We start from the raw sequence: 25,252 nt of genomic DNA, 5'->3' as shown, positions 1-25,252 counted from the left end.
GTCGCGACCCTTCGAGTCAAATCAGGGTTCGTTTTGGGCGTAATCCATCCGGAGAACCCCAGTGCTTTTGTCTCTCAAGGGAGCTTTCCCACCCGCCATCCTGGCGCTTGCAGACGGCACAGTCTTCCAAGGCAACTCGATTGGCGCCGCCGGCGCCACGACTGGCGAAGTGGTGTTCAACACCGCCATGTCCGGCTATCAGGAAATCCTGACCGACCCCAGCTATTGCCAGCAGATCGTGACGCTCACGTATCCGCACATCGGCAACTACGGTGTCAATGAGGAAGACGTCGAGGCCGACAAAATTCACGCGGCAGGCTTGATCATCAAAGACTTGCCGCTTATCGCGTCCAACTTCCGCAAGACCGCTACGCTGAGCGAATACTTGGTGGTTGGCAAAACTGTTGCCATCGCCAACATCGACACGCGCAAGCTCACCCGCCATCTGCGGACCCACGGCGCGCAAAACGGCTGCATCCTGGGTTTGGCCGAAGGAGAAGCCGTGACGCAGGCGCTCATTGACAAGGCGATCGCCGCCGCGAATGGCGCCCCCAATATGGCCGGGCTCGACCTAGCCAAGGTGGTGTCGGTGCAGCATGCCTACGAGTGGAACCAGACCGAGTGGAAGCTCGGCTCCGGCTACGGCGTGCAGATCACGCCGAAATTCCATGTCGTCGCCTACGACTACGGCGTCAAGAAAAACATCCTGCGCATGATCGCGCAACGTGGCGCGCGCATCACCGTCGTGCCGGCGCAAACACCGGCGGCCGACGTGCTCAAGCTCAAGCCCGACGGCATCTTTTTGGCCAATGGCCCGGGCGACCCGGAGCCCTGCGACTACGCGATCGAATCGACACGTGCATTGATCGACACCGGTATTCCGGTCTTCGGTATTTGCCTCGGCCACCAGATCATGGCGCTGGCCTCCGGTGCCAAGACCTTCAAGATGAAGTTCGGCCATCATGGCGCGAACCATCCGGTGAAAGACCTCGACAACGGCCGCGTGAGCATCACGAGTCAGAACCATGGCTTCGCGGTGGACGAGAAATCGTTGCCGCCCACCTTGCGACCGACGCACATCAGCCTGTTCGACAACACGCTGCAAGGCCTGGCGCGTACCGACAAGCCCGCGTTTTGTTTCCAGGGTCATCCGGAAGCGTCGCCGGGTCCGCACGACATCGGCTATTTGTTCGATCGCTTCACGGCATTGATGGAAAAGCACAAAGCAGGGAACAAGAATGCCTAAGCGCACCGATCTAAAAAGCGTCCTCATCATCGGCGCCGGCCCGATCATCATCGGCCAGGCCTGCGAGTTCGATTACTCGGGCGTTCAGGCCTGCAAGGCGCTGCGCGAGGAGGGCTACAAGACCATCCTCATCAACAGCAATCCAGCGACGATCATGACCGACCCGGCCACGGCCGACGTGATCTACATCGAGCCGATTACCTGGCAGACGGTCGAAAAGATCATCGCCAAGGAGCGCCCCGATGCGATCCTGCCGACCATGGGTGGCCAGACTGCGCTCAACTGCGCTCTCGACCTCTGGCGCAACGGCATTCTCGACAAGTACAAGGTCGAACTCATCGGCGCTACGCCGGAGGTCATAGACAAAGCAGAAGACCGTCTCAAGTTCAAAGACGCGATGACCAAGATCGGTCTTGGGTCGGCGCGCTCGGGCATTGCGCATTCGATGGACGAAGCGTGGGTCGTGCAGAAGACGTTGGGCTTTCCGACCGTGATCCGCCCCAGCTTCACACTCGGTGGTACCGGCGGTGGCATTGCCTACAACCCCGACGAATTCGAGACCATCTGCAAGCGCGGCCTCGAAGCATCGCCCACCAACGAGCTGCTGATCGAAGAGTCGCTGCTCGGCTGGAAAGAGTACGAGATGGAGGTCGTGCGAGACAAGGCGGACAACTGCATCATCGTGTGCTCGATCGAAAATCTGGACCCGATGGGCGTGCACACAGGCGACTCGATCACGGTAGCGCCGGCGCAGACCTTGAGCGACAAGGAATATCAAATCCTACGCAACGCGTCGCTCGCCGTGCTGCGTGAAATCGGCGTCGACACCGGTGGTTCCAACGTCCAGTTTTCGATCAATCCCAAAGACGGGCGCATGGTCGTGATCGAGATGAACCCGCGCGTGTCGCGTTCGTCGGCTCTGGCGTCCAAAGCTACCGGTTTCCCGATTGCCAAGGTTGCTGCCAAGCTGGCAGTCGGCTACACGCTCGATGAATTGCGCAACGAGATCACGGGCGGCGCTACGCCCGCCAGTTTCGAGCCCAGCATCGACTACGTGGTCGTCAAGATTCCGCGTTTCGCTTTCGAGAAGTTTCCTCAGGCCGATTCGCGTTTGACGACGCAAATGAAGTCGGTGGGCGAAGTGATGGCCATGGGCCGCACCTTTCAGGAGTCCTTCCAGAAAGCATTGCGCGGTCTCGAAGTCGGCGTCGATGGGATGAACGAGAAAACGCAGGACCGCGAAGTTCTCGAGAAGGAATTGGGCGAACCCGGCCCCGAGCGCATCTGGTATGTCGGCGATGCTTTCGCGATGGGCCTCAGCGTGGACGAAGTGTTTGCGCTGACCAAGATAGATCCGTGGTTTTTGGTGCAGATCGAAGAGATCGTGAAGATCGAACTCGAACTTGAAACGAAGTCACTCGACGACATCGACAAAGACACTCTGCTTGCGCTGAAGAAGAAGGGTTTTTCTGACCGTCGACTGGCGTTCCAGTTGAAGACAACCGACACCGCGGTCCGTGAGAAGCGCCGAGCCCTCGGTGTGCGCCCGGTCTACAAGCGCGTCGACACTTGCGCAGCCGAGTTTTCGACGAACACCGCGTACATGTACTCGACGTACGAAGACGAGTGCGAGGCTGCGCCGACGAACAAGAAGAAGATCATGGTGCTTGGCGGCGGTCCCAACCGCATCGGCCAGGGCATCGAGTTCGACTACTGCTGCGTGCACGCTGCGTTGGCGCTGCGCGAAGACGGCTACGAGACCATCATGGTCAACTGCAATCCGGAAACCGTTTCGACCGACTACGACACGAGCGACCGCCTGTACTTCGAACCGCTCACGCTCGAAGACGTGCTCGAAATCGTCGATAAAGAGAAGCCGATCGGCGTGATCGTTCAGTACGGCGGCCAGACACCGCTCAAGCTGGCGCTCGACCTCGAAGCCAACGGCGTGCCGATCATCGGCACCTCGCCCGACATGATCGATGCGGCCGAAGACCGCGAGCGCTTCCAGAAGCTGCTGCACGCACTCGGTTTGCGTCAGCCGCCGAACGCGACGGCGCGCACTGAGCCTGAAGCCCTTGAAAAGGCAGCATCCTTGGGTTATCCGCTGGTGGTGCGCCCGAGCTACGTGCTCGGCGGACGCGCAATGGAAATCGTGCACGAGCAGCGCGACCTCGAACGCTACATGCGTGAGGCTGTCAAGGTGAGCCACGATTCACCAGTGCTGCTCGATCGTTTCTTGAACGACGCTGTCGAGTGCGATGTCGATTGCATCCGCGACACCGAAGGCACGACGCTGATCGGCGGCGTGATGGAGCACATCGAGCAGGCGGGCGTGCATTCGGGGGACTCGGCGTGTTCGTTGCCGCCTTACAGCCTGAACGCCGACACGATCACCGAACTCAAGCGGCAAACCGCCGCGATGGCCGAAGCGCTTCACGTCGTGGGCTTGATGAATGTGCAGTTCGCCATTCAGCAAAAGGACGGCAAAGACGTCATCTATGTGCTCGAAGTGAATCCGCGAGCGTCGCGTACGGTGCCTTTCGTCAGCAAGGCGACGGGCATTCAGCTCGCCAAGGTGGCGGCGCGCTGCATGGCCGGCCAATCGCTCAAGTCGCAAGGCATGACAAAAGAAGTGACGCCGCCGTATTTCAGCGTGAAAGAGGCGGTGTTCCCGTTCGTCAAGTTCCCGGGTGTGGACACGATCCTGGGTCCTGAGATGAAGTCGACCGGGGAAGTGATGGGCGTGGGCAAGACCTTCGGCGAGGCTTTCGTGAAGTCGCAGATCGGCGCAGGCACGATGTTGCCCAAGTCCGGCAAGGTGTTCATCTCGGTCAAGAACAACGACAAGCCGCGCGCCGTGGACGTGGCACGTGGCCTTGCCAAGCTGGGATTCGAGTTGATTGCGACCAAGGGCACCGCGGCTGCGATTTCGGCAGCAGGCGTCGCTTGCGCGGTCGTGAACAAGGTAACCGAAGGCCGTCCGCACATCGTCGACATGATCAAGAACAAGGAGATCGCGTTGGTCATCAACACGGTCGAAGAGCGTCGCAATGCGATCACCGATTCGCGCCAGATCCGCACGTCGGCGCTGCTGGCCCGCGTGACCACCTTCACTACGATTTTCGGGGCAGAAGCCGCGGTCGAAGGCATGCAGCACATGGATGAGCTGGGTGTCATTTCGATTCAGGAAATGCACGCGCAGCTCGCTGCGGCTTAATGCCTGCAGCAGAGCGAGGGGAGTGCGCTATGGACACGCAGCTTGTAGAGCTCGATCTCGCCGACTGGACTGCGGCGAAGCCGAACGATGCGTGGATCGCGGCGTTGGAAGCGGGCAAGGTGCTTTATTTTCCGCGCCTCGGATTCGAGTTACTGCCGGAAGAGCGGGGCCTGTTGACGCCGGCCGTTCTTTCGCCCGATGTGCGCAATATCAGCCTGAACGCCGATGGCAAGCTCAAGGGCGCAGCCGGCGACGATGCGGTACAGCGCGCCGCCGCCGCTATGGTGTCGCGATTTCGTGAGCAGGCGCAGCAGCTCATACACGGGCTGTTGCCCCACTACACGCCCGCGTTGCGACTCGCGCCCACGAGCTATCGGCCAGCGCAGGTGGAGACGCGAGTACAGTCCTGGCGCGCCGACGACAAGCGGCTGCACGTCGATTCGTTTCCCTCTCGGCCCAACTACGGCGAGCGCATCCTGCGTGTGTTCACCAACGCCAACCCAGACGGACTGCCGCGGGTCTGGCGGGTGGGTGAACCATTCGAGGCAGTGGCTGCCCGCTTCTTGCCGCGGACCAAGCCCTATGTGCGATGGCAGGCCAAGCTGATGCGGGCTTTGCGCGTGACCAAGTCGCTGCGCAGCGAATACGACCACCTCATGCTGCAGTTGCACGACGGCATGAAGTCCGATCTGGAATACCAGAAGACCTCGCCGCAGCAAACCGTGTCGTTCCCTGCCGGGTCGGTGTGGGTCTGCTTTTCGGACCAGACATCTCATGCGGTCATGTCAGGCCAGTACATGCTGGAGCAGACGCTGCACCTTGCTCCTGCCAAGCAATACAATCCGAATTCGAGCCCGCTCGCCATACTGAGCCGGCTGACCGGACGCAATCTCGTCTGACCTGTCCCCAACCGACCGCCGAACGGTATCGTTCGGCGGTTTCGTTTTCTGGAGCAACAAACGTGGCTACTCTTTCGACAACCATCCCCATCACCAAGCGCGGCGCCGAGAAGCTGCGCGAAGAACTGCATCGCCTGAAGACGGTTGAACGGCCTTGGGTCATCAACGCTATCTCCGAGGCGCGTGCGCAAGGCGATCTCAGCGAGAACGCCGAATACGAAGTCGCCAAAGACCGCCAGGGCTTTATCGAAGGCCGCATCCAGGAGGTCGAAGGTAAGCTGTCGGCCGCACAGATCATCGATCCGACCGAGGTCGACGCCGGTGGCAAAGTCGTCTTTGGCTCGACGGTCGAGCTGGAAGAAGAAACATCCGGCGAAGTCGTGAAGTACCAGATCGTTGGCGAAGACGAAGCCGACTTGAAGCTCGGGCTCATCAACATCTCCAGCCCGATTGCGCGTGCGCTTATCGGCAAGGAAGAGGGCGACACTGCGGAGGTGCAAGCGCCTGGCGGGCTGAAGCGCTACGAGATCATGGGCGTCAGCTACGTCTGATTCTGAAGACTCCGAGAGCCGAGACTTTTGCCGCAATGAAAGACCGATTCGCACTGCTGCTCGCCTCCTTTTGGTGGGGAAGCCTCACGACAACCGGCTTTTTGGTGGTGCCTATGGCATTCGCCAAGCTTGGCAGCCCGGCGGTCGCCGGCAATTTTGCAGGGCAGTTGTTTGCCGCGCAGACTTGGGTAGCTTTGGGCTGCGGCATTGCACTGCTGACTTACTTTCGATCGAAGATGGTCGATGGCGTGGCGCCGGCAATTCGAATCGCGATCTCTTTGATCGTCGTTGCACTCTTGCTCGCCCTGATGCAGGAGTACGCCGTTTCGCCCCGCATCCTGGCGCGCGACGACCTCAAGCTCTGGCACGCCGTCGGCAGCGGCATGTATCTGGCGCAATGGGCTCTTACAGCAGTCCTGCTCTGGCGTATGGCGCCCTCAGCGCAAAAACCCGCGGCCTGAAACTTGGGTCATTGCTGAGCCACTGCAGCCCGAGCGACCGCGGGCGGCTGCGAAGCCGCTACTCTTTCCAGTAACGCGCAACCCAGTTCGCGGGCCGGATGTAGCGAAACAACCGGTTGCGTCGTCCCGCAAGCGCATCGGGCGGATTGCATTCACCATGAAAAATCATGATCCGCGAACCGTCGGGCACGAAGGGTTCACGCCACAAGTTGGTCGGGAATGGCGGAATCCCGTGGTACTTGAAGCTGGGGCACCACTGCGTCGGCCAGTAGTTGAGCTTGTGCTGTCGGTACAAAAAATCCGACAGATAGCGCTGTTCGTTTCGAAACTCGTCCTGAACTTTCTCCGTATTGGCACGAAAGTAGTCGAGCACATCGGCGTGGGCACCCAGCTCGAATCGATACACCGATGAATTGCCGGTGATGCGCTCGCGCCGCCAGGGCCGCGCGTAGTCATGAATGATCAGGAATTCACCGGGCTGCTCGAAGAACGCATCGAGACCGCCTACGACGACCACGTCGACATCCAGGAAAAGCGCCGTACCGCTTAGACCGTACAGATCGGCAGAGAAGGTGGTCAGCTTTTTCCAGGCGCCGTCACGCTGGCCGGGCGCGAGGCTCAGGTCCAGCGGAGGGATCGGAAGGCACAAGACTTCTGGCCGTATGCCGGCGCCATCGTCCGTTAAACAGACAAATTTGAAGTCTCCGCTCAGATGGCGCCGCACCATCGCATAGAGCCGGTTGACGTATTCAGGGCCGTACTTCGTTCCCCACTTCATGCAGAGGATGTGGCGCTGGCCACCCGACTTCGCAGGCGACAGCGACGGGCTCGCAGGCACGCTCAGTCTGCCTGGCGGCGCTTCTTGGCCGACAGTGGTCGCTTGGCCTTCGCCCGCTTGATGGTGCCGCCGGGGGTCAGGCGCTGGTTGCCGAGCACGCGAAGCGTCTTGATCTCGGGGCGCTGACCGAAACGCTTGCTGTACTTGACGATCTTGACGTCCCGCGGGCCGGGCATGCGGTCTTCGTCGACTTCGCGTTCTTTCTCGACCTTGGGGCGCCAGAGCACCAACAGCTTACCGATGTGCTGGATAGGTGCGGCGCTGAGCTCGTCGGCCAGCGTTTGCATCATGGCTTCGCGAGCGACGCGGTCGTCCGAGAAAACACGCACTTTGATAAGGCCGTGCGCTTTCAGGGCGGCGTCGGCCTCCTTTAAGACGGCAGGGGTGAGCCCGTCGCCACCGACCATGACGATCGGATCGAGGTGATGCGCTTCGGCGCGATGCACCTTGCGTTGTGCGGGGGAAAGTTGAATGGCAGGCATCCCCGTATTATCGAGCGTAGATGAATACCAAAACCACGGGCAAGAAGGTCAACAAGGCTTGGCTGCACGATCACATCAACGATCCGTACGTCAAGCTCGCGACCCGGGAGGGCTATCGTGCTCGGGCAGCCTACAAGCTCAAGGAGATTGACGAGACGCTGGGGCTGATCAAAGCGGGGCAGTTGGTGGTCGACCTCGGCTCCACGCCTGGCGCTTGGAGCCAGTACGTCCGGCGGCGCATGTCTCCGGGTGGCGCAGCGGCCGGGGCGTTGCAGGGCACGATCATCGCGCTCGACTTGCTGCCGATGGAACCGATCGAGGGCGTCACTTTTCTTCTCGGTGATTTTCGGGAAGATGCGGTGGTTGACCAATTGAAAATCGCCATGGGCGGGCGGCTGGCAGATGTGGTCGTGTCCGATATGGCTCCAAACCTGTCCGGCATTGCTTCGGCCGACACCGCTCGAATCGAGCATCTGGTCGAGCTTGCTATCGAGTTTGCACAGAACCACATGAAGCCAGAAGGCGTTTTGGTCGCCAAGGTATTTCACAGCGGGGGTTACGACACGCTGGTCAAGCTGTTTAAAGCGAACTTCAGAACGGTCAAGCCCATCAAACCCAAGGCGTCGAGGGACAAATCTTCCGAGACGTTTTTGGTTGGCATGGGTTTGCTGGGCGCACGTACGGAGTGAAGCGCGCGCACCGTTTTGGGCAATGCCCTTGAATTTGCCTCAAACCCGTGCCGGCCCTATGGCTGCTATAGGTAATTTCCGGGGTTTCGCAGCTTGAAAAGCCTAAAATAAGCTGCAGTTGCGTTGTCTACCGCGCGTTTTCATTTTTCTGTCACGCGCTTCCGACTGGAGTTTTGTTTGAACAATCAGTGGTTTTCAAAAGTTGCCGTCTGGCTCGTCATCGCGATGGTGCTGTTCACTGTTTTCAAACAGTTCGACACACGCGGCGCGGCAGGCGCCAACAATGTCGGTTATTCGGACTTCCTTGAAGAAGTGCGCGGTAACCGCATCAAGAGCGCGACCATTCAAGAGGGACAGGGCGGCAGCGAGATCGTGGCGGTCACCAACGATGACCGAAAGATCCGCACCACCGCGACCTACCTGGACCGTGGTTTGGTCGGCGACTTGATCGCCAACAACGTCAAGTTCGACGTCAAGCCGCGTGAAGAAGGCTCGCTTCTCATGACACTACTGGTCAGTTGGGGGCCCATGCTTCTGCTGATCGGCGTCTGGGTCTATTTCATGCGACAGATGCAGGGCGGCGGCAAGGGCGGTGCATTCAGCTTCGGCAAGAGCAAGGCTCGCATGCTGGACGAGAACACCAACACGGTCACCTTCGCCGACGTCGCGGGTTGCGACGAAGCCAAGGAAGAAGTGAAGGAAGTCGTCGATTTCCTGAAGGACCCCGCACGATTCCAGAAACTCGGCGGCCGCATTCCGCGTGGCTTGTTGCTGGTCGGCCCTCCCGGCACCGGCAAGACACTGCTTGCTAAGTCGATCGCCGGCGAAGCGAAGGTTCCGTTCTTCTCCATTTCCGGTTCCGACTTCGTCGAAATGTTTGTCGGTGTGGGCGCAGCACGGGTGCGCGATATGTTCGAGAACGCCAAGAAGAACGCGCCTTGTATTATCTTCATCGATGAAATCGACGCGGTCGGTCGCCAGCGTGGCGCCGGTCTTGGCGGTGGCAACGACGAGCGCGAACAGACCTTGAACCAGATGCTGGTCGAGATGGACGGTTTCGAAACCAATCTCGGCGTGATTGTTGTGGCGGCGACCAACCGCCCGGACATTCTGGACGCTGCTCTGCTCCGCCCGGGTCGTTTCGACCGTCAGGTGTATGTGACGCTACCGGACATCCGCGGGCGCGAGCAAATTCTTGCCGTGCACATGCGCAAAGTGCCGCTCGGCCAGGACGTGAACCCGAATGTGATCGCACGCGGCACGCCCGGCATGTCCGGCGCCGACTTGGCGAATCTCTGCAACGAAGCCGCTTTGATGGCCGCCCGCCGCAATGCCCGCGTGGTCGAAATGCAGGACTTCGAAAAGGCTAAAGACAAGATCTTCATGGGCCCCGAGCGCAAGAGCATGGTCATGCCCGAAGAAGAACGTCGCAACACGGCGTATCACGAGTCGGGTCACGCGCTTCTCGGCAAGCTCCTGCCCAAGTGCGACCCGGTGCACAAGGTCACCATCATTCCGCGGGGCCGTGCCTTGGGCGTGACGATGAGCCTGCCCGCGCAAGACCGCTATAGCTATGACCGTGAGTACATGCTGAACCAGATCAGCATGCTATTTGGTGGCCGCATTGCTGAAGAGGTGTTCATGCACCAGATGACAACTGGGGCGAGCAACGACTTCGAACGTGCGACGCAAATCGCGCGTGACATGGTCACCCGCTACGGCATGACCGAGTCGCTTGGCCCGATGGTCTATGCCGAGAACGAAGGCGAAGTGTTCCTAGGCCGCTCGGTCACCAAGACGACGACCATGAGCGAGCAAACCATGGAAAAGGTCGACGCCGAAGTGCGCCGCATCATCGACGACCAGTACGCCATGGCGCGTCGGCTGATCGAAGAGAACAGCGACAAGATGCATGCGATGGCCAAGGCCTTGCTCGAATGGGAAACCATCGACACCGAGCAACTGGATGACATCATGGCCGGCAAGGCGCCGCGCCCACCGAAAGACTGGACGCCACGCGTACCACCTTCAGGCAGCGGTGGTGGCAGCGGCGGCGCGCCGACGGTTCAACCCGATCCGGCGCCGACCGCGGCCTGAGGTGAAATTCGCAGCAGCGATGAACGGGGCCTCTGGCCCCGTTTTTTATTGGGCGAAGCAATGGGTGGCGACCAAATGATGGCGCTCGCTGAACAGCCGTTGTCGTCGAGGCTGTACTGGCAGACCACGCGCTTCAAAGTCGACCTCACGCAGCCTCGCGTGATGGGCATCGTCAACGTGACTCCCGATTCGTTTTCCGATGGCGGACAACACGCTTCGACCGAAGCGGCATTGCGGCACTGTGAGCACTTGGTCGAAGAGGGCGTGGACATTCTCGACATTGGCGGCGAGTCGACACGGCCCGGCAGTCCCGCGATAGGGCTGCAAGAAGAGCTTAATCGCGTGCTTCCTGTGCTGCGCGAGGCGCTGAAGTTAGGACTACCGGTGTCGATCGATACGTACAAGCCCGAAGTGATGAGCGCTGCGCTCGATCTGGGTGTCGACATCGTCAACGACGTGTGGGCTCTGCGGCAGCCTGGTGCGCTGGAAGTGATCGCTGCGCATCCGTCGTGCGGTGTTTGCCTGATGCACATGCACCGCGATCCGCAGACGATGCAGGCACTGCCGATGGAGGGCGACGTTGTCGCGCCCGTACTGTCGTTTTGGGCGCAGCGTACAGCGGCGCTTCGGGCGCTGGAGGTTGCAGCGGAGCGTATCGTGCTGGATCCAGGCATCGGTTTCGGCAAGACCGTTGCGCAGAATTTTTCATTGCTTGCGCGTCAGCGCGAGTTGATTGCGGTGGGTCGTCCGCTGCTCGTTGGTTGGTCGCGCAAATCTTCGCTCGGCGCAGTAGCGGGCATCGAATCGGCAGCGGCGCGCATGGTGCCGAGCGTCGCTGCGGCGGTACTGGCGGCCGAGCGTGGCGCTTCGGTCCTGCGCGTGCACGATGTGCGCGAAACCGTCGCGGCACTTGCCGTCTGGCGCGCGATGAAAGCAGAAAAACAACCAGCACAGGAGCAGTCGACATGACCAGAAAATACTTCGGAACCGATGGCATTCGCGGCACGGTCGGCCAGCCGCCGATCACGCCGGATTTCGTCTTGCGTCTTGCGCACGCAGTCGGCCGCGTGCTTAAAAAAACCGAATCGCGTCCGCGAGTGCTTATCGGCAAAGACACGCGAATCTCGGGTTACATGCTCGAGTCGGCACTCGAGTCGGGTTTCAATTCGGCAGGCGTCGATGTGGTGCTTTTAGGGCCGTTGCCGACGCCTGGCGTGGCTTACCTGACACGCGCCCAGCGCGCCAGCCTGGGCGTGGTGATCAGCGCCAGCCACAATGCTTTTCCCGACAACGGCATCAAGTTTTTCAGCGCACAGGGCACAAAGCTGGACGATGAGTGGGAGCTGGCGGTCGAGACCGCGCTCGAAGAAGCGCCCGTGTGGGCCGACTCGGCGCAACTTGGCAAGGCCCGACGTCTCGGCGATGCGGCGGGTCGGTACACCGAATTTTGCAAGAGCACCTTCGCCTATGACCTGACGCTGCGCAACATGAAGCTCGTGGTCGATGGCGCCCACGGCGCTGCTTATCAAGTCGCACCTCAGGTCTTCCATGAGTTGGGCGCCGATGTCACCAGCATCGGCTGCGCGCCCGATGGGCTCAACATCAACAAGGACGTCGGTGCGACGCACCCGCAAGCGCTGATCCAGGCGGTAAAGGACCGTGGCGCCGATTACGGTATTGCGCTGGACGGTGACGCCGACCGATTGCAACTCGTCGACTCGACCGGTCGTCTTTTCAACGGCGACGAACTGCTGTACCTGATGGTGGCGGAACGCATCGGACGGGGCGAGAAGCCAGTGGGGGTAGTCGGCACGCTGATGACCAACAAAGCCGTCGAAGTCGCCCTGCGCAAACTCGGCGTCGAATTCGTACGCACCAAGGTCGGCGATCGCTATGTGCTGGAAGAACTCGAAAAGCGCGGCTGGTTGCTGGGTGGGGAAGGCTCGGGCCATTTGCTCGCCCTCGATCGGCATACGACAGGCGACGGCATCGTCAGCGCGCTGCAGGTGCTGCAAGCCTGCGTGCGTAGCGGAAAGACGGTCGCACAGTTGCTGGAGGGTGTGACGCTCTTTCCGCAGACGCTGATCAACGTGCGGGTCGCTCCCGGGCAGGACTGGCAGACCAATGCGGCGCTCGCGAAAGAAAGCGAACGCGCTGAAGCGAAGTTGGGCGACGCCGGTCGCGTGCTGATTCGCGCCAGTGGTACGGAGCCCGTCGTGCGCGTGATGGTCGAGGCGCGCAACGCGCAAGACGCCGAAAGCTTTGCGCGGCGCATTGCCGCCACACTGGAAACCGCCGATTGAGCACGCAGATCGTGCCGTTGGTGAATGCCGTGCACGCAAGTGACGGGCACAGCTTCTCCAAATTTACAGAGCCGTCGATCACGCTCATAGCGGGAATCGGAGTCGCCGGAGATGCGCATGCCGGCCTGACCGTCAAGCATCGCTCTCGCGTTGCCAGAGATCCACATGCGGTCAACTTGCGGCAGGTTCATCTGCTGCACGCCGAGTTGTTCGATGAGTTGATCGAGGCGGGATTCGCGGTGTTTCCGGGCGACCTCGGAGAGAACATCACGACGCGCGGGATCGATCTGCTGGCACTGCCGAGCGGCGCACGCCTGGTGATCGGGCGCAGTGCTGTGGTCCAAGTCACCGGGCTGCGCAATCCATGCAGTCAACTTAATCGATTTCAGCCGGGGCTCATGACTGCGACGTTGGGCAAGGATGCCGACGGTCGTCTGGTCCGCAAGGCGGGCGTGATGTCGATCGTCGTGGCGGGCGGCGAAGTGCGCGCAGGCGATCCGATCGGCATCGAATTGCCCGCAGGCAAACTGAAACGATTGGAGCCGGTGTGATCGAAGTTTTCATTGCGGACTACCGCATTCCGGCACAGATCGCAGCAGTCGTCAGCCTGTTGGACAGCTACGCACGCGATCCTGCGGGAGGTAACGTTGGATTGGCCGAAGACATCAAGCAGGACCTTCCTGCAGCCTTGGCCGCGCGGCCGCAGATGTTCAGTGTGCTGGCTTTTGACGACGGTGAACCGATCGGGCTGGTCAACTGCATAGAAGGTTTCTCAACCTTTGCATGCAAACCATTGGTCAACGTGCACGACGTCGTCGTGTTGGAGAGCCATCGCGGCCGGCACATCGTGCATCGCATGTTCGCTTGCGTAGAGGCCGAGGCGCGCACGCGTGGCGCCTGCAAACTCACGCTCGAGGTGCTATCGGGCAACCAGCCAGCCCTGCGCGCGTACGAGCGCGAGGGCTTTGCTGCGTTTCAGCTCGATCCGTCCTTCGGCACGGCACTTTTTCTACAAAAGAGGCTGTAGAAGAAGGCTTGTCGATCAGCGGCGCGACGGTTAGAAGCGCGTGACCGGCGCTTCGATGTCGCGCTTTTCCACCGCGTACTTGCCCAACTCCCACTTCGCGATCGCATTGCGGTGCACTTCGTCCGGACCGTCCGCAAAGCGCAGCGTACGCGCGCCAGCATAGGCGTAGGCGAGCGGAAAGTCGTCGCTCATGCCGCCGCCGCCGTGAACCTGCATGGCCCAGTCGATGACCTGGCACGCCATCGTCGGTGCCACGACCTTGATCATCGCGATCTCGTTGCGGGCGACCTTGTTGCCTGCCGTGTCCATCAGCCAGGCGGCCTTCAGCGTGAGCAGCCGGGCCATGTCGATCTTGCAACGCGCTTCGGCGATGCGTTCTTGCGTGACGGTTTGCGACGCAACGGTCTTGCCAAAAGCCACACGCGAAGAAGCGCGCTTGCACATCAGCTCGAGCGCGCGTTCCGCCAGGCCGATCAGTCGCATGCAGTGGTGAATGCGTCCGGGGCCAAGGCGACCCTGGGCGATCTCGAAGCCGCGGCCTTCACCGAGCAGAATATTGTCGATCGGCACACGCACGTTCTCGAACGTCATCTCGACGTGGCCGTGTGGCGCATCGTCGTAGCCCATCACGTTGAGCGGTCGAACGATCTTGATGCCCTTGGCGTCGGCGGGCACGATCACCATGCTCTGCTGCGAATGCTTCGCGGCTTCGGGATCGGTTTTGCCCATGGTGATGAACACGGCGCAACGCGGATCGGCCGCGCCGGAAATCCACCACTTGCGGCCGTTGATGACATAGTCGTTGCCATCGCGCTCGATGCGGGTTGCGATGTTTGTGGCATCGCTGGACGCGACGTCGGGTTCGGTCATTGCAAAGGCTGAACGGATCTGACCCTCGAGCAGTGGCTTGAGCCAGCGTGCCTTGATATCTGTCGAGCCGTAGCGCGCAATGGTTTCCATGTTGCCGGTGTCGGGTGCCGAGCAATTGAAAGCTTCGCTCGCCCATGGCACCGCGCCCATGATTTCGGCCAGCGGCGCGTATTCCTGATTGGTCAGGCCCGCGCCGTCATAGCCAGAAGCCGACGCGCTGTCGACTGGCAGGAACAGGTTCCAAAGGCCTTGGGCCTTGGCTTTTTCCTTCACCTTTTCAACCGTTTTGAGAGCCGTCCACCGCTTGCCGGCTGCGGTGTTGGCGGCCAGTTCGGCGGTGTACTCGGACTCGGCCGGGTAGATGTGTTCCTGCATGAACGCGCTGACGCGCTTTTGCAGTTCCTTGGTTTTGGAGGAATACTCGAAGTCCATCTTTTGTCTCCTTGGGTAAATAGGGTGGTCAGGCGCGCTGTGCGAAGTCCCAGGCCATCTCGGCCATGGGGCGGGCGCCGCGGGCAGACGCTACGGCTTGCTCGCTCGATGCGGTGCCGGCCTCGACCCGCTTCGCGATGCCTTGCAGGATGGCCGCCATGCGGAACAGGTTGTAGGCCTGGTAGAAGTTCCAGTCCTCTGCGAGCGCCTCGGGTGTAGTGAACTGCGTGCGCTTGCAATAACTCGCGATGTACTCTTCCTCGGTCGGAATGCCCATGCTCTTGTGGTCCAGCCCGCCGATACCGCGGAACGAGCCCGGCGAAATGTGCCAGGACATGCAGTGGTAGCTGAAGTCGGCAAGAGGATGGCCCAGCGTCGAAAGCTCCCAATCGAGCACGGCAATGGCACGTGGCTCTTTGGCGTCGAACATGAGGTTGTCGAGACGGTAGTCGCCATGCACGATGGAGATCATCTTTTCGTCACGCGCGCTTGCGGGGATATGTGTCGGGAGCCAATCCATCAGGCGCGCCATGGCATCGATAGGTTGCGACATCTCGCCCTTGCCATCGGCGGAAGCCACGTACTGCTTGCTCCAGCGGCCTATCTGACGCTCGAAGTAATTGCCTGGCTTGCCGTAGCCAGCCAGCCCACGCTCGGCGAACTTGACGGTGTGCAAAGCGGAGATCACGCGGTTCATCTCGTCGTAGATTGCACTGCGATCAGCGTTGCTCATACCGGGCAAAGATTGATCCCACAGCACGCGTCCGGCCATGAACTCCATGACATAGAAAGCGCGACCGATCACGCCTTCGTCTTCGCACAGGCAGTACATGCGTGGCACCGGCACATCTGTGCCTTGCAAACCGCTCATGACTTTGTATTCGCGTTCGACCGCGTGCGCCGAAGGCAGCAACTTGGCGACCGGGCCCGGCTTGGCGCGCATCACGTAGCTCTGGGATGGCGTCAGTAGTTTGTACGTCGGGTTGGACTGCCCGCCCTTGAACATCTCGATGGTCAGTGGGCCTTTGAAGCCGTCGAGGTTCTTCTCGAGCCACGCGGAAAGTGCGTCGATGTCGGGGGCATGCTGTGGGGACACCGCGCGGGTGCCGATGAAGTTACTGAAGTCCTGGGTCATGGCGCGCTCAAACGTCGGCTTCGGAAATGCGCATCAGCGCGGGACGGTCGAGCACCACGAGGCCACCTGGCTCGATCCGGATGACGTCCTCGCGCTCCATCGCCTTCAACTCCTGGTTGACGCGCTGACGCGATGCACCGAGCAATTGCGCGAGCTCTTCCTGTGCGAGGTGAAGACCGATGCGCATCTGGTTGCCGTCCGACAAGCTTGCGACCCCATAGCTGCGCACGAGGTGAATGAGCTGCTTGGCCAGCCGCGCACGCAAGGGCAGGGTGTTGAGGTCTTCCACCAGGCCGAACAACTGGCGGATGCGCCGCGCCTGCAGCCGCATTAAGGCTTCGTACAACTCGACGTGCGCCGCGAGGATCTTCTGGAAGTCGGCGCGCGCAACATTGAGCGTCGTGGTGTCGCCATGCGCGTACGCATCGTGCGTGCGCCGGTCCCCGTCGAACATCGCCACGTCGCCGAACCAGATGCCCGGCTCGACGTAAGTCAGCGTGACTTGCTTGCCAGACACCGCTGTCGAGCTGACGCGCACAGCGCCCTTGGCGCAGGCGATCCACTGCTCTGGCGGATCCCCGCGTGCAGCAAGTAGTTCGCCGTCTTTGTAGCGTTTGACGAAAGCGCATCGGAGGATGTCGTGGCGTAAAGAGGGGGAAAGGGAGGAGAACCAGCGACCGTTGTTGATCGCTTCACGTTCTTCGATGGTAAGAATGGGGTCGTCCATTGGTCTGTCCTGTCGGCGACTGAAAGGCTGAGGGTTGTCACGGGAGTGACCGGACCCGATCAAGGGTACTGCGGCGTCTCTTTGGCAAGGAAGGCGGCGATGCCGATGCCGGCGTTCGGATGATGCAGGTTGCGCACGAACTGATCGCGCTCGGCAGAAAGCTGTGACGACAAAGTCGCTCCGCGTCCATCGCTGAGCAGCTCCTTGATGCTGGCCAACGCATTCGGCGCCCGCGAGTTCAAACGTTCTGCGAGCGCCAGGGCTGCAGCCAACGCCTGGCCGCTTCCAGCGAGTTCGTTCACCAGGCCGAGCGCATGGAGGCGTTCGGCTGCTATGCGTTGGCCACCCATCAACCATTCGCTCGCCAATTGCCGAGGCAACAGTTGGGCAAGATGCCAGCTCAAGCCGCCGTCGGGAGACAAGCCGATGTTGCTGTACGACGCTGCGAACACCGCGTCGCGTGCAGCGACGACGAAGTCGCATGCCAGCGCCAGCGAGAACCCGGCTCCCGCGGCCGCGCCTTCCACCGCGGCGATCACCGGCTTGGGAAACGTGCGGATCGAGTCGATCCAGTTGTGCAAGCCTTCTATGCTTTCCGCCTGCACGGATGGTTCTCGATCGCGGTTGGCAGACAGGCGCTGCAGCGAGCCGCCGGCGCAGAACCATGCGCCCTCGCCGACGATCACGACGCTGCGGATTTCATCGCTGCTTTCGGCGCCGTTGAGTGCTTCGATGCCTGCGGCATAGATCTCCGGACCGAGCGCATTGCGTTGCGACGGATTCGAGAGCGTCAGCACCATGGTGCGGCCTTCGCTCGTACTCTTGAGTTCAGCGGTCATCGGGTCAGTTCTCACTCTTCTTCATGGAGCAGGCTCAGGCCGAGTGCGCCGCGGCGACGCAGCCACGGGCTCGGTCGATAACGCGGATCGCCGTAGACCGTCTGCAGGTTGAACAGCACTTCGAGCATGTTCGTCGGGCCGTACAGATTGCCCATGGCCAGGGGACCTTGCGGATAGCCCAGGCCGAGCTTCACCGCTGTCTCGAGATCGGGTGGCGAGCAGACGCGCTGCTGGCACATGTCGGCAGCGATGTTGACGATGGTGCCGATCACGCGCTGGGTGACGAAGCCGCCACTGTCGCGGATCACGCTCACCGGCTTGCTATCGCGTGAGAAGAGCGCATGCGCCGTGTCGCGCATGTCGCGCCGCGTGGCGGGGTTGGTCGCAATCACGCGGCGCTTGGTGGCAGCGTCTTCGATCATCAGGTCGATGCCGATGGTGCGCGTGGCGTCGAGGCGTTCCACCGCTGCGACGGTGGTCACGTCGAAGCCCAGCGGCGCGACCACGATGAGCGCCGCTGAGGAAGGCGTCGCACCGCTTTCGAGTTGGGCGCCGAGCGCATGAATGAGCTTGAGCAGGTCGGCGCGGCGTGCGGCGCGGGGCGACACCCAGACGGCCGGCGTCGCATCGATCACCGGTACGGGCGGTTCCGCTGCTTGCTGCATGACGCCATCGACATAGCGATAGAAACCCTCGCCGGTCTTGCGGCCGAGCGCGCCGGCAGCAAGACGCTGCGCAGTGATCACGCTCGGGCGAAAGCGCGGCTCCTCGTAGTACTGGCGGTAGATCGATTCCATGACCGGATGCGAGACGTCGAGCGCGGTCAAATCCATCAGTTCGAACGGCCCGAGGCGAAAGCCAGCCTGGTCTTTCAGGATGCGGTCGATCGTCGCGAAATCGGTGACGCCTTCACCCACGATGCGCAGGGCCTCAGTACCGAAACCGCGGCCGGCATGGTTGACGATAAAGCCTGGCGTGTCGTTCGCCCGCACCGCGCTGTGGCCCATTTGCACGGCATAACCGGCCAGGCGGTCGCAAATTGCGGGGTCGGTCTTGAAGCCTGCAATGACTTCGACCACCTTCATCAGTGGCACCGGATTGAAAAAGTGGAAGCCCGCCATGCGCTGCGGGTGTGCCATCACCGCAGCGATAGCCGTCACCGACAACGACGAGGTGTTGGTCGCCAGCGTTGCGCCAGGTGCCACCACCGCTTCGAGATCCTTGAAGAGCGCTCGCTTGACGCCCAGGTCTTCGACGATGGCTTCGATCACCAGGTCGCAATCGGCAAGTTGTTGCATCGACGACACAGGATGAACCCTTGCGATGAGGGCATCGCGTGTGGCTTCGTCTAGTTTCCCTTTTTCGTGCAATTTTTGCCATTGGGCGACAAGCGCCTCCTTCGCGCGCTCCGCTGCGCCATCGAAACTGTCCAGCACGAGCACTTGGCTTCCGGCTTGTGCCGCGATTTGTGCAATGCCCCGGCCCATGGCGCCGGCGCCGACCACGCCGATCTTGGAAAAATTCACACTCATTTGATAATTGTCTCCATAGGGAATTTTCGACTCTGACGCACGTGTCAGAATGTGTCTACTTTCGATTGCTTTTGGGCTCATTTTGCAACTCCGACGCATCGCAGCCGCTCTGATTTCTATCGGGGTTGCGCTCCCATCATTCGCTTTGACGATCGGTCGTCCTCAAGGGTCGACGTGGATCGGCAAGCCTGTAGATCTCGTCATTCCGCTCACCCTCGAAGAGGGCGATGGCGGGGATTCGCTATGCCTGGGAGCAGAGGTTCTGCAAGGCGACACGCGGATAGACGACAAACGCGTAACTGTATCCCTCGAACCGGGCAGCAGCGCCGCTACGCCTCGTATGCATGTCAGATCGACGGTGATCGTCGACGAGCCGGTCGTGACGGTTGCAGTGAGCGCAGGGTGCGCCACCCGCTCCACGCACCGCTACGTACTGCTTGCCGATGTGCCTGCGGATATCGCGGTGCCTGGCGTAACGACTTCGCCCGGCGGGCGCTCGTCGAGCAATGGCTCGACCGGAAGTTCAGCGTTCTCCTCCTCGGACAGCAGATTCGGCGGCGACTCGAATGGATCGTTCAACGGTGCGACATCCGGTGCAGCAACAGCGCGCCGCAGTGCCGCGCCACGCGTCGTCCGTCCTCGCGATCCTGACGCCGTGGCTGCAGCACCGCGTCGGCCCGCACCGGCCAAACCGCCGGCGCCTTCACGTCGCGTCGTGGTCGCTGCCGCACCTGTTGCACCCCCCGCGGCATCACCCGTCGCGCCTCGCACGCCTGCAGCAGCCGCAACCGCTGCTGCTGCTGATGCAAAACCTGCCGCGAGCGTTGGCCCGCGCCTGCAACTCGACGCGATGGAGCCAACAGCGGCACGCGACCCGGGCCTGAAAGCTTCTCCCGAACTGATAGCACCGCCCGTTGAAGATCCTGCCAAGCGTGCCGAAGCTGCCGCGCTTTGGAAGGCCGTTGGTACGCCTTCCGAAGATGCCCAACGCGATGCTCAGCGCATGCAAACGCTCGAAGCGACGTTGACTGCCTTGCGCGAGCAGACCGCTCAAAACCAGCGCACGCTGCTCGAAATGCGGCAGGAGCTTGCGGCTGCCCGCGACAGCCGCTACCGCAACCCGCTTGTCTACGCGTTGATCGCTTTGTTGCTGCTGGCACTGATCGGCATGCTGTTGCTGTGGCGCCTAGCCAAACGAGCCGCAGCGCCTGCATGGTGGGGCGAAGCGCCGGCCGCTGGCGGACGGGCACCCGACGAACCGGGTGCAGGCGGCATGCCTCGCAGCGCTGGCCGGTTGCCAGAGCCACGCGCATTTCCGACGCGTCAGGTTGCCGCGGCGTCACGCCCCGCGCCGCTCGACGACATCGAGCCCGCCTATCTCAGCGGCTACGGCTCGCTGGAAAACACAGTGGTTCGCACGCCTGATGGTGCGCCAGTGCGCCCAGTTAACACCGAGGAGTTGTTCGACGTGCAGCAGCAGTCGGACTTCTTTTTGTCATTAGGGCAGCACGACCAGGCCATCGCCGTATTGAGCGAACACATCGCCGACAACCCGGGCACCAGCGCATTGGCGTACCTCGATTTGCTGCGCATCTTCCACTCGCTCGGACGGCGCGATGACTACGCGCGCCTGCGCCATGAGTTTGAGCGCGCCTTCAATGCCGACGTGCCGGAATTCGACAAATTCTCGGAAGCCGGACGCGGCCTCGAACACTATCGCAGCACGCTGGCACGCATCGAGTCGCAGTGGCCGGCACCTGGTACGCTGGCATTGATCGAAGAGCTGGTGTTCCGCAAACCCGGAACGCATGGCGACGAAGCGTTCGACCTGGCCGCATATCAAGAGCTTCTGTTGCTGTATTCGGTGGCAAAGGAAGTCATCGACCCAGACAGCGCGCCGCCAGCGCCCGTCACTCCGCTGTCGTTCGTCGATACCTTCGGCCACGAGCTCGAGCCGACGATGCCGGCACCGATCGATCGCGAAATTCCAACCCGCGAGATGCCACTCGACACTCTCGAAGCGGGGTCGCCACCCGATGCTATCGAGGGTGCGCCGACGTTGCCGGATTCGATCTATGGCGGCATCGACGACGGGTTGCAGCACAACACGGCGTATGTTCAGGCGCCCACCACTTTGCCCCCTGCTGCCGTTCCGCCAGCGGCGCGCCCACGCGCTCCGCATCGTCCGGGTGTCGATCTGGACCTGGCCGAGTTCGACAAGACGGCCTACGAAACGATGCCGGCACCCATCGAGGTATCCGCTCCGACGGCAGAGCGTGAGAAAAATCCGCACATCATCGACTTTGATCTTTTTGATCCGGCAACCGAGGCCGAAATCGCGCCGAAGAAGTCGCCAGACACAAAACGCTGAGGTCAGGCTCGGGGCCTCGGCGTTTTACGCCGTGACGACAGGCCTCTGAGCGCGTTCGACCAAAAAGCTCAGTAGCATCGCGGCCAGCACCGTCGCGAGGCCGACCCAGTGCATGGAATCGATCGCGTCATGTGCAAGCATCCAGCCGCCAGCGCCAGCACCCACTGCCTGACCGATGTAGATGCCGGAGCTGTTAAGCGCGACAGAGCCGGGCGCAAGTGTCGGTGCCAAGCCCACCAAGCGCGCTTGCTGCGCTGAGTTGGCAGCAAAGCAGCCCAGACCCCAAGGCACCAGAACCAGGGCCATCGATGCCATGGTCATCCCCAGCGGCCAGAGCAGCAGGCTCACCGCGATCATCGCTGTGGTGAGCATGACCATGCGCCCCGCGCCCAGCCGATCGATGTTCCGGCTGACCAGTACGTTGCCGATGAGACCGCATGCGCCAAACCATGCCCACATGAGGCTGAGCGATGTCGCGTCCGCGTTCAGTGTCAGCTTCAAGATCGGGGCGAAGTAGCTCGACAACACGAATTGCCCGACGCCCTGCAATGCGGTGACCGACACCACGCCCATGAGGATCGGACTCTTCAAGACGCGCCCCCAGGCTGCGCGTGACAAGGCGGCCGGATGAATGTGGGCCGGCAGAGTGAACCAGATGCCGATCGCGCTTGCAACCGAGAGCGCCGAGATGACCATGAAGGCGCTGCGCCAGCCGAAGTGACCTCCAATGAGCGCGCCGATGGGAAGGCCCAGCACGGACGCCATCGACCAGCCGAGAAAAACGAAGGTGACGGCCCTGCCGCGCTGCTCGGGCCGTACGAGCAGGCCAGCGCAGGCAGCCGACTGCGCAGTGAAAATCGCAGGCGCGATCACCGTCAGTGTGCGCACCAGCAGCAAACCACCAAAGTCGCTCGTCAGCGCGCCGACGGCATGGCCAGCCGCATACCAGAGCATGGTGCAGGCGAGGAGCACGCGGCGGTCCCACCCGGCGAACACGGCTGCCAGCAGCGGTGCGCCGAGGCACATCACGATGGCCGCCACCGTGATGAGCTGCCCGGCCGTCGCTGCGCTAACCGCCAGCGACGCGCTGATCTCGTTGAGCGTGCCGGGCACCACCATGACCCCGGTGCCGATGACGAAGTTACCGGCAAGCAGAGCCCATAGCGCGCCTGGGAGCGGCGGGCGCACCGCCGATGTCAACGTCGAACCTGCAGCGCGCCCGGGTTGACGATGTTGGTCGGGTTGCCCTTGATAAAGCTCACAACGTTGTCGAAAGCCTGACCGAAATAGAGCTCGTAGCTGTCTTGCTCGACATATCCGATGTGCGGCGTGCAGATGCAATTCTCGAGTCGCAGCAGAGCATGTCCTTGCAGCGGTGGCTCGCTTTCGAAAACGTCGATAGCGGCAAGCCCGGGACGGCCGCGATTGAGCGCAGCCAGCAAGGCGTCGGGCTCGACCAGTTCAGCGCGCGAGGTGTTGACGAAGAGGGCGGTCGGCTTCATGCGAGACAAGTCCTCCAGCTTGACGGCACCGCGCGTCTCTTCGTTGAGCCGTAGGTGGACCGACAGCACGTCTGCGGCCATGAAGAAGGCCTCCCGGCTCGGCGCGACCTGAAAGCCATCGGAGCGCGCCTTGGCGCAGCTGGCCTCACGGCCCCAGATCACCACCTGCATACCGAATGCCTGGCCGTAGCGCGCGATCAGTTGACCGATACGGCCGTAGCCCCAGATGCCGAGCGTCTTGCCCTTCAGCACCGAGCCGAGGCCGAAATTGGCCGGCATCGATGCCGATTTAAGGCCTGACTGCTGCCACGCGCCGTGCTTCAGGTTGCTGATGTACTGCGGCAGACGGCGCATCGCCGACATGATGAGCGCCCAAGTCAGCTCGGCCGGGGCCAGTGGCGAGCCGGAACCTTCTGCCACCGCAATACCTTGCTCGCTGCACGCGGTGACGTCGATGTGACTGCCGACGCGGCCGGTCTGCGAAATCAGTTTGAGCTTGGGCAGCTTCTCGACCAGCTGCCGCGATATCTGCGTCCGCTCGCGAATGAGCACGATCACATCGGCGTCTTTCAAGCGCACCGAAAGCTGTCCGATGCCTTTGACGGTGTTCGTATAAACCTTGGCTGCGTAGGCGTCGAGTTTGGCGGCGCAGCGCAGCTTGCGCACCGCGTCCTGGTAGTCGTCGAGGATCACAATGTTCATGGCGTGCCATTGTGCCTCGCGTCATCGGCCTTAACAGGCAGTCGACGTCGTTGTCGCCACGGAAGGCGGCAACGAAATGTTCGTCAGTGAAGTCGATGGCGACCGTCGACTGTCTCGGCAGCCTCGAGTGCGGCCAGTCGATCGAGTTCGGCGCACACGTCCGCTATGCGACCCGAAATCACCACGCGGCCCGTGCGACGACCGGGCTCCTGCGGGTCAACGACACGCACCACGCGCAGCGGACGCGACGGCGAAACGGCGCTTGCGCAACCCGGCTCCGCCGCCCGCGAACCACATGACGGCCTGACCGCGACATAGCGCAAGCCGGTCGCGTTTCTGCGCGGCGATGCGGCGAGCCCTCTATTGGGCAACCAGCGATCGGCCAGCAACTGCATCGGCATCCATAGGTCGGCGAAGAGGTCTGAAAAAGTAAGCGAAGCGAGTCCCATGCGATCTCCAAATAGGTCAGAGGTTGAACACAGGCAGGATTGCTTGAACGGCTGTGCCAGGGTGATGGCTCTTCGCCATACGCCCGCCACCTGTCGCAGCCGGTTTTTGCGCGCTGAATGCGCGTAAGAAAGGTGCTACCTCACATCAGCATCGTGTTGCGGATGAGGCCAACGGCGAGACCTTCGATCTCGAAAGGTTCGCCAGGCTGCACGATGATGGTTGGATAATCTGGATTCTCGGCGTGTAGCTCGATGACTTGCTTGTTGCGGCGCAAACGTTTGACGGTCACTTCATCGCCCAGTCGCGCCACCACTATCTGCCCGTTACGCGCCTCCTTGGTGGACTGCACAGCCAGCAGGTCGCCATCCATGATCCCGGCGTCGCGCATCGACATGCCGCGGACCTTGAGCAAATAGTCGGGCTGCCGCTGGAACAGCGTGTTCTCGACGTAGTAGGTTCGATCGACATGCTCTTGCGCGAGGATGGGCGAACCGGCGGCTACGCGACCAATCAGCGGCAGCGCCAGTTGAGCCATGCCCGGCAGTGAAAGCGAAAACTGGTTGTTGCGCGACTCGTTGAGCGAACGGAGCGCATCGCCCCGAAGCCGGATGCCGCGCGACGTGCCACTGATGAGGTCGATGACGCCCTTGCGTGCCAAGGCCTGTAAGTGCTCTTCTGCCGCATTGGCCGATTTGAAGCCGAGTTCGGTTGCGATTTCTGCACGGGTGGGCGGCGCACCAGTGCTCGCGATGGCGCTCTGGATAAGGTCCAGAATTTGTTGCTGGCGGGCGGTAAGCTTCACTGCGAATTGCATGGGAACTCCTTGCGGCACTGGTTGAATGTCCAGTAGCTGTATTTTTAAACAGTTTTTCAAAGTTT

The 25,252-nt window shown here is 61.7% G+C and carries 24 protein-coding genes; 13 read left to right on the top strand and 11 right to left on the bottom strand.

Going from position 1 to position 25,252, the window contains the following annotated elements; translation table 11 throughout:
* Positions 1-61 precede the first annotated feature (61 nt).
* The 5 genes from carA to QN397_RS08610 all read left to right on the top strand — a co-directional run bounded on the left by carA (position 62) and on the right by QN397_RS08610 (position 6,377).
* Positions 62-1,246, top strand: a complete 1,185-nt coding sequence (carA, locus tag QN397_RS08630; protein ID WP_323495066.1) for a glutamine-hydrolyzing carbamoyl-phosphate synthase small subunit — start codon at positions 62-64, stop codon at positions 1,244-1,246.
* Positions 1,239-4,466 (top strand): carbamoyl-phosphate synthase large subunit, encoded by a 3,228-nt coding sequence (gene carB, locus QN397_RS08625; protein ID WP_323500674.1) that lies wholly within the window; start codon positions 1,239-1,241, stop codon positions 4,464-4,466. Before carA ends, carB begins: the two co-directional genes overlap by 8 nt.
* Positions 4,467-4,495: 29 nt before the next feature.
* On the top strand, positions 4,496-5,365 hold the full coding sequence (locus tag QN397_RS08620) for a Kdo hydroxylase family protein (protein WP_323500673.1): 870 nt from the start codon (positions 4,496-4,498) through the stop codon (positions 5,363-5,365).
* Positions 5,366-5,427: 62 nt separating this feature from the next.
* Entirely contained in the window at positions 5,428-5,916 is a 489-nt protein-coding gene (gene greA / locus QN397_RS08615; protein WP_187052194.1) for a transcription elongation factor GreA, read from the top strand.
* A gap of 35 nt (positions 5,917-5,951) precedes the next feature.
* Positions 5,952-6,377: a DUF4149 domain-containing protein gene (locus tag QN397_RS08610; protein ID WP_323495069.1), complete on the top strand. Its 426-nt coding sequence runs from the start codon at positions 5,952-5,954 to the stop codon at positions 6,375-6,377.
* Between the two features lie 58 nt (positions 6,378-6,435).
* Here QN397_RS08610 and QN397_RS08605 read toward each other — a convergent pair whose 3' ends face one another.
* Both QN397_RS08605 and QN397_RS08600 read right to left on the bottom strand, forming a co-directional pair.
* Positions 6,436-7,155: a glycosyltransferase gene (locus tag QN397_RS08605; RefSeq protein WP_323495275.1), complete on the bottom strand. Its 720-nt coding sequence runs from the start codon at positions 7,153-7,155 to the stop codon at positions 6,436-6,438.
* A gap of 62 nt (positions 7,156-7,217) precedes the next feature.
* Positions 7,218-7,697 (bottom strand): YhbY family RNA-binding protein, encoded by a 480-nt coding sequence (locus tag QN397_RS08600; protein ID WP_187052192.1) that lies wholly within the window; start codon positions 7,695-7,697, stop codon positions 7,218-7,220.
* A 20-nt stretch (positions 7,698-7,717) separates the two neighbouring features.
* Here QN397_RS08600 and QN397_RS08595 point away from each other — a divergent pair, with 20 nt between their 5' ends.
* From QN397_RS08595 to QN397_RS08570, 6 genes are all read left to right on the top strand, one after another.
* Complete coding sequence (locus QN397_RS08595) at positions 7,718-8,386, top strand: RlmE family RNA methyltransferase (RefSeq protein WP_323500671.1); 669 nt, start codon at positions 7,718-7,720, stop codon at positions 8,384-8,386.
* 177 nt (positions 8,387-8,563) lie between these two features.
* The gene (gene ftsH / locus QN397_RS08590) at positions 8,564-10,483 is read left to right on the top strand and encodes an ATP-dependent zinc metalloprotease FtsH (RefSeq protein ID WP_323495071.1); all 1,920 of its coding nucleotides are present in this window, start codon (positions 8,564-8,566) and stop codon (positions 10,481-10,483) included.
* A gap of 60 nt (positions 10,484-10,543) precedes the next feature.
* Positions 10,544-11,452, top strand: coding sequence for a dihydropteroate synthase (folP, locus tag QN397_RS08585; protein WP_416352121.1), 909 nt, complete (start codon positions 10,544-10,546; stop codon positions 11,450-11,452).
* Positions 11,449-12,786, top strand: coding sequence for a phosphoglucosamine mutase (glmM, locus tag QN397_RS08580; protein ID WP_323495072.1), 1,338 nt, complete (start codon positions 11,449-11,451; stop codon positions 12,784-12,786). Before folP ends, glmM begins: the two co-directional genes overlap by 4 nt.
* Positions 12,787-12,794: 8 nt before the next feature.
* Entirely contained in the window at positions 12,795-13,337 is a 543-nt protein-coding gene (locus tag QN397_RS08575) for an MOSC domain-containing protein (protein ID WP_323495277.1), read from the top strand.
* On the top strand, positions 13,334-13,813 hold the full coding sequence (locus QN397_RS08570; protein WP_323500670.1) for a GNAT family N-acetyltransferase: 480 nt from the start codon (positions 13,334-13,336) through the stop codon (positions 13,811-13,813). The genes QN397_RS08575 and QN397_RS08570 overlap by 4 nt, the downstream gene beginning before the upstream one ends.
* Before the next feature lie 30 nt (positions 13,814-13,843).
* On the opposite strand, the gene QN397_RS08565 is transcribed toward QN397_RS08570, so the two are convergent.
* From QN397_RS08565 to QN397_RS08545, 5 genes are read right to left on the bottom strand one after another with little or no spacing between them, the layout of a single operon-like run.
* Complete coding sequence (locus QN397_RS08565; RefSeq protein WP_187052187.1) at positions 13,844-15,115, bottom strand: acyl-CoA dehydrogenase family protein; 1,272 nt, start codon at positions 15,113-15,115, stop codon at positions 13,844-13,846.
* 28 nt (positions 15,116-15,143) lie between these two features.
* Positions 15,144-16,250, bottom strand: coding sequence for a phosphotransferase (locus QN397_RS08560; RefSeq protein WP_323495074.1), 1,107 nt, complete (start codon positions 16,248-16,250; stop codon positions 15,144-15,146).
* Between the two features lie 7 nt (positions 16,251-16,257).
* Positions 16,258-16,977, bottom strand: a complete 720-nt coding sequence (locus QN397_RS08555; protein ID WP_187052185.1) for a Crp/Fnr family transcriptional regulator — start codon at positions 16,975-16,977, stop codon at positions 16,258-16,260.
* Between the two features lie 59 nt (positions 16,978-17,036).
* Positions 17,037-17,816: an oxepin-CoA hydrolase, alternative type gene (locus tag QN397_RS08550; protein WP_323495075.1), complete on the bottom strand. Its 780-nt coding sequence runs from the start codon at positions 17,814-17,816 to the stop codon at positions 17,037-17,039.
* Between the two features lie 11 nt (positions 17,817-17,827).
* Positions 17,828-19,348, bottom strand: coding sequence for a 3-hydroxyacyl-CoA dehydrogenase (locus tag QN397_RS08545; RefSeq protein WP_323500669.1), 1,521 nt, complete (start codon positions 19,346-19,348; stop codon positions 17,828-17,830).
* 566 nt (positions 19,349-19,914) lie between these two features.
* Here QN397_RS08545 and QN397_RS08540 point away from each other — a divergent pair.
* Complete coding sequence (locus QN397_RS08540; protein WP_323500668.1) at positions 19,915-20,232, top strand: hypothetical protein; 318 nt, start codon at positions 19,915-19,917, stop codon at positions 20,230-20,232.
* Between the two features lie 119 nt (positions 20,233-20,351).
* Entirely contained in the window at positions 20,352-21,719 is a 1,368-nt protein-coding gene (locus tag QN397_RS08535; RefSeq protein WP_323500667.1) for a hypothetical protein, read from the top strand.
* A gap of 24 nt (positions 21,720-21,743) precedes the next feature.
* Here the strand turns inward: QN397_RS08535 and QN397_RS08530 are convergent, their stop codons facing one another.
* The 4 genes from QN397_RS08530 to lexA all read right to left on the bottom strand — a co-directional run bounded on the left by QN397_RS08530 (position 21,744) and on the right by lexA (position 25,187).
* Positions 21,744-22,907 carry an MFS transporter gene (locus QN397_RS08530; RefSeq protein WP_323500666.1) on the bottom strand — a complete coding sequence of 388 codons (1,164 nt, stop codon included), beginning with the start codon at positions 22,905-22,907 and terminating at the stop codon, positions 21,744-21,746.
* An 8-nt stretch (positions 22,908-22,915) separates the two neighbouring features.
* Positions 22,916-23,923: a D-2-hydroxyacid dehydrogenase family protein gene (locus tag QN397_RS08525; RefSeq protein ID WP_323495079.1), complete on the bottom strand. Its 1,008-nt coding sequence runs from the start codon at positions 23,921-23,923 to the stop codon at positions 22,916-22,918.
* Positions 23,924-24,006: 83 nt separating this feature from the next.
* A complete protein-coding gene (locus tag QN397_RS08520) occupies positions 24,007-24,372 on the bottom strand; it encodes a hypothetical protein (RefSeq protein ID WP_323495080.1) in 366 nt (121 codons plus the stop codon).
* Positions 24,373-24,512: 140 nt separating this feature from the next.
* Positions 24,513-25,187: a transcriptional repressor LexA gene (gene lexA / locus QN397_RS08515; RefSeq protein ID WP_323495278.1), complete on the bottom strand. Its 675-nt coding sequence runs from the start codon at positions 25,185-25,187 to the stop codon at positions 24,513-24,515.
* Between the last annotated feature and the right edge of the window lie 65 nt (positions 25,188-25,252).

This window comes from Variovorax sp. RTB1, from assembly GCF_035018765.1.
Classification (GTDB): domain Bacteria; phylum Pseudomonadota; class Gammaproteobacteria; order Burkholderiales; family Burkholderiaceae_C; genus Variovorax.
Note: the sequence above shows the minus strand (reverse complement) of the source record. Positions and strands in the feature narration are given on the sequence as shown.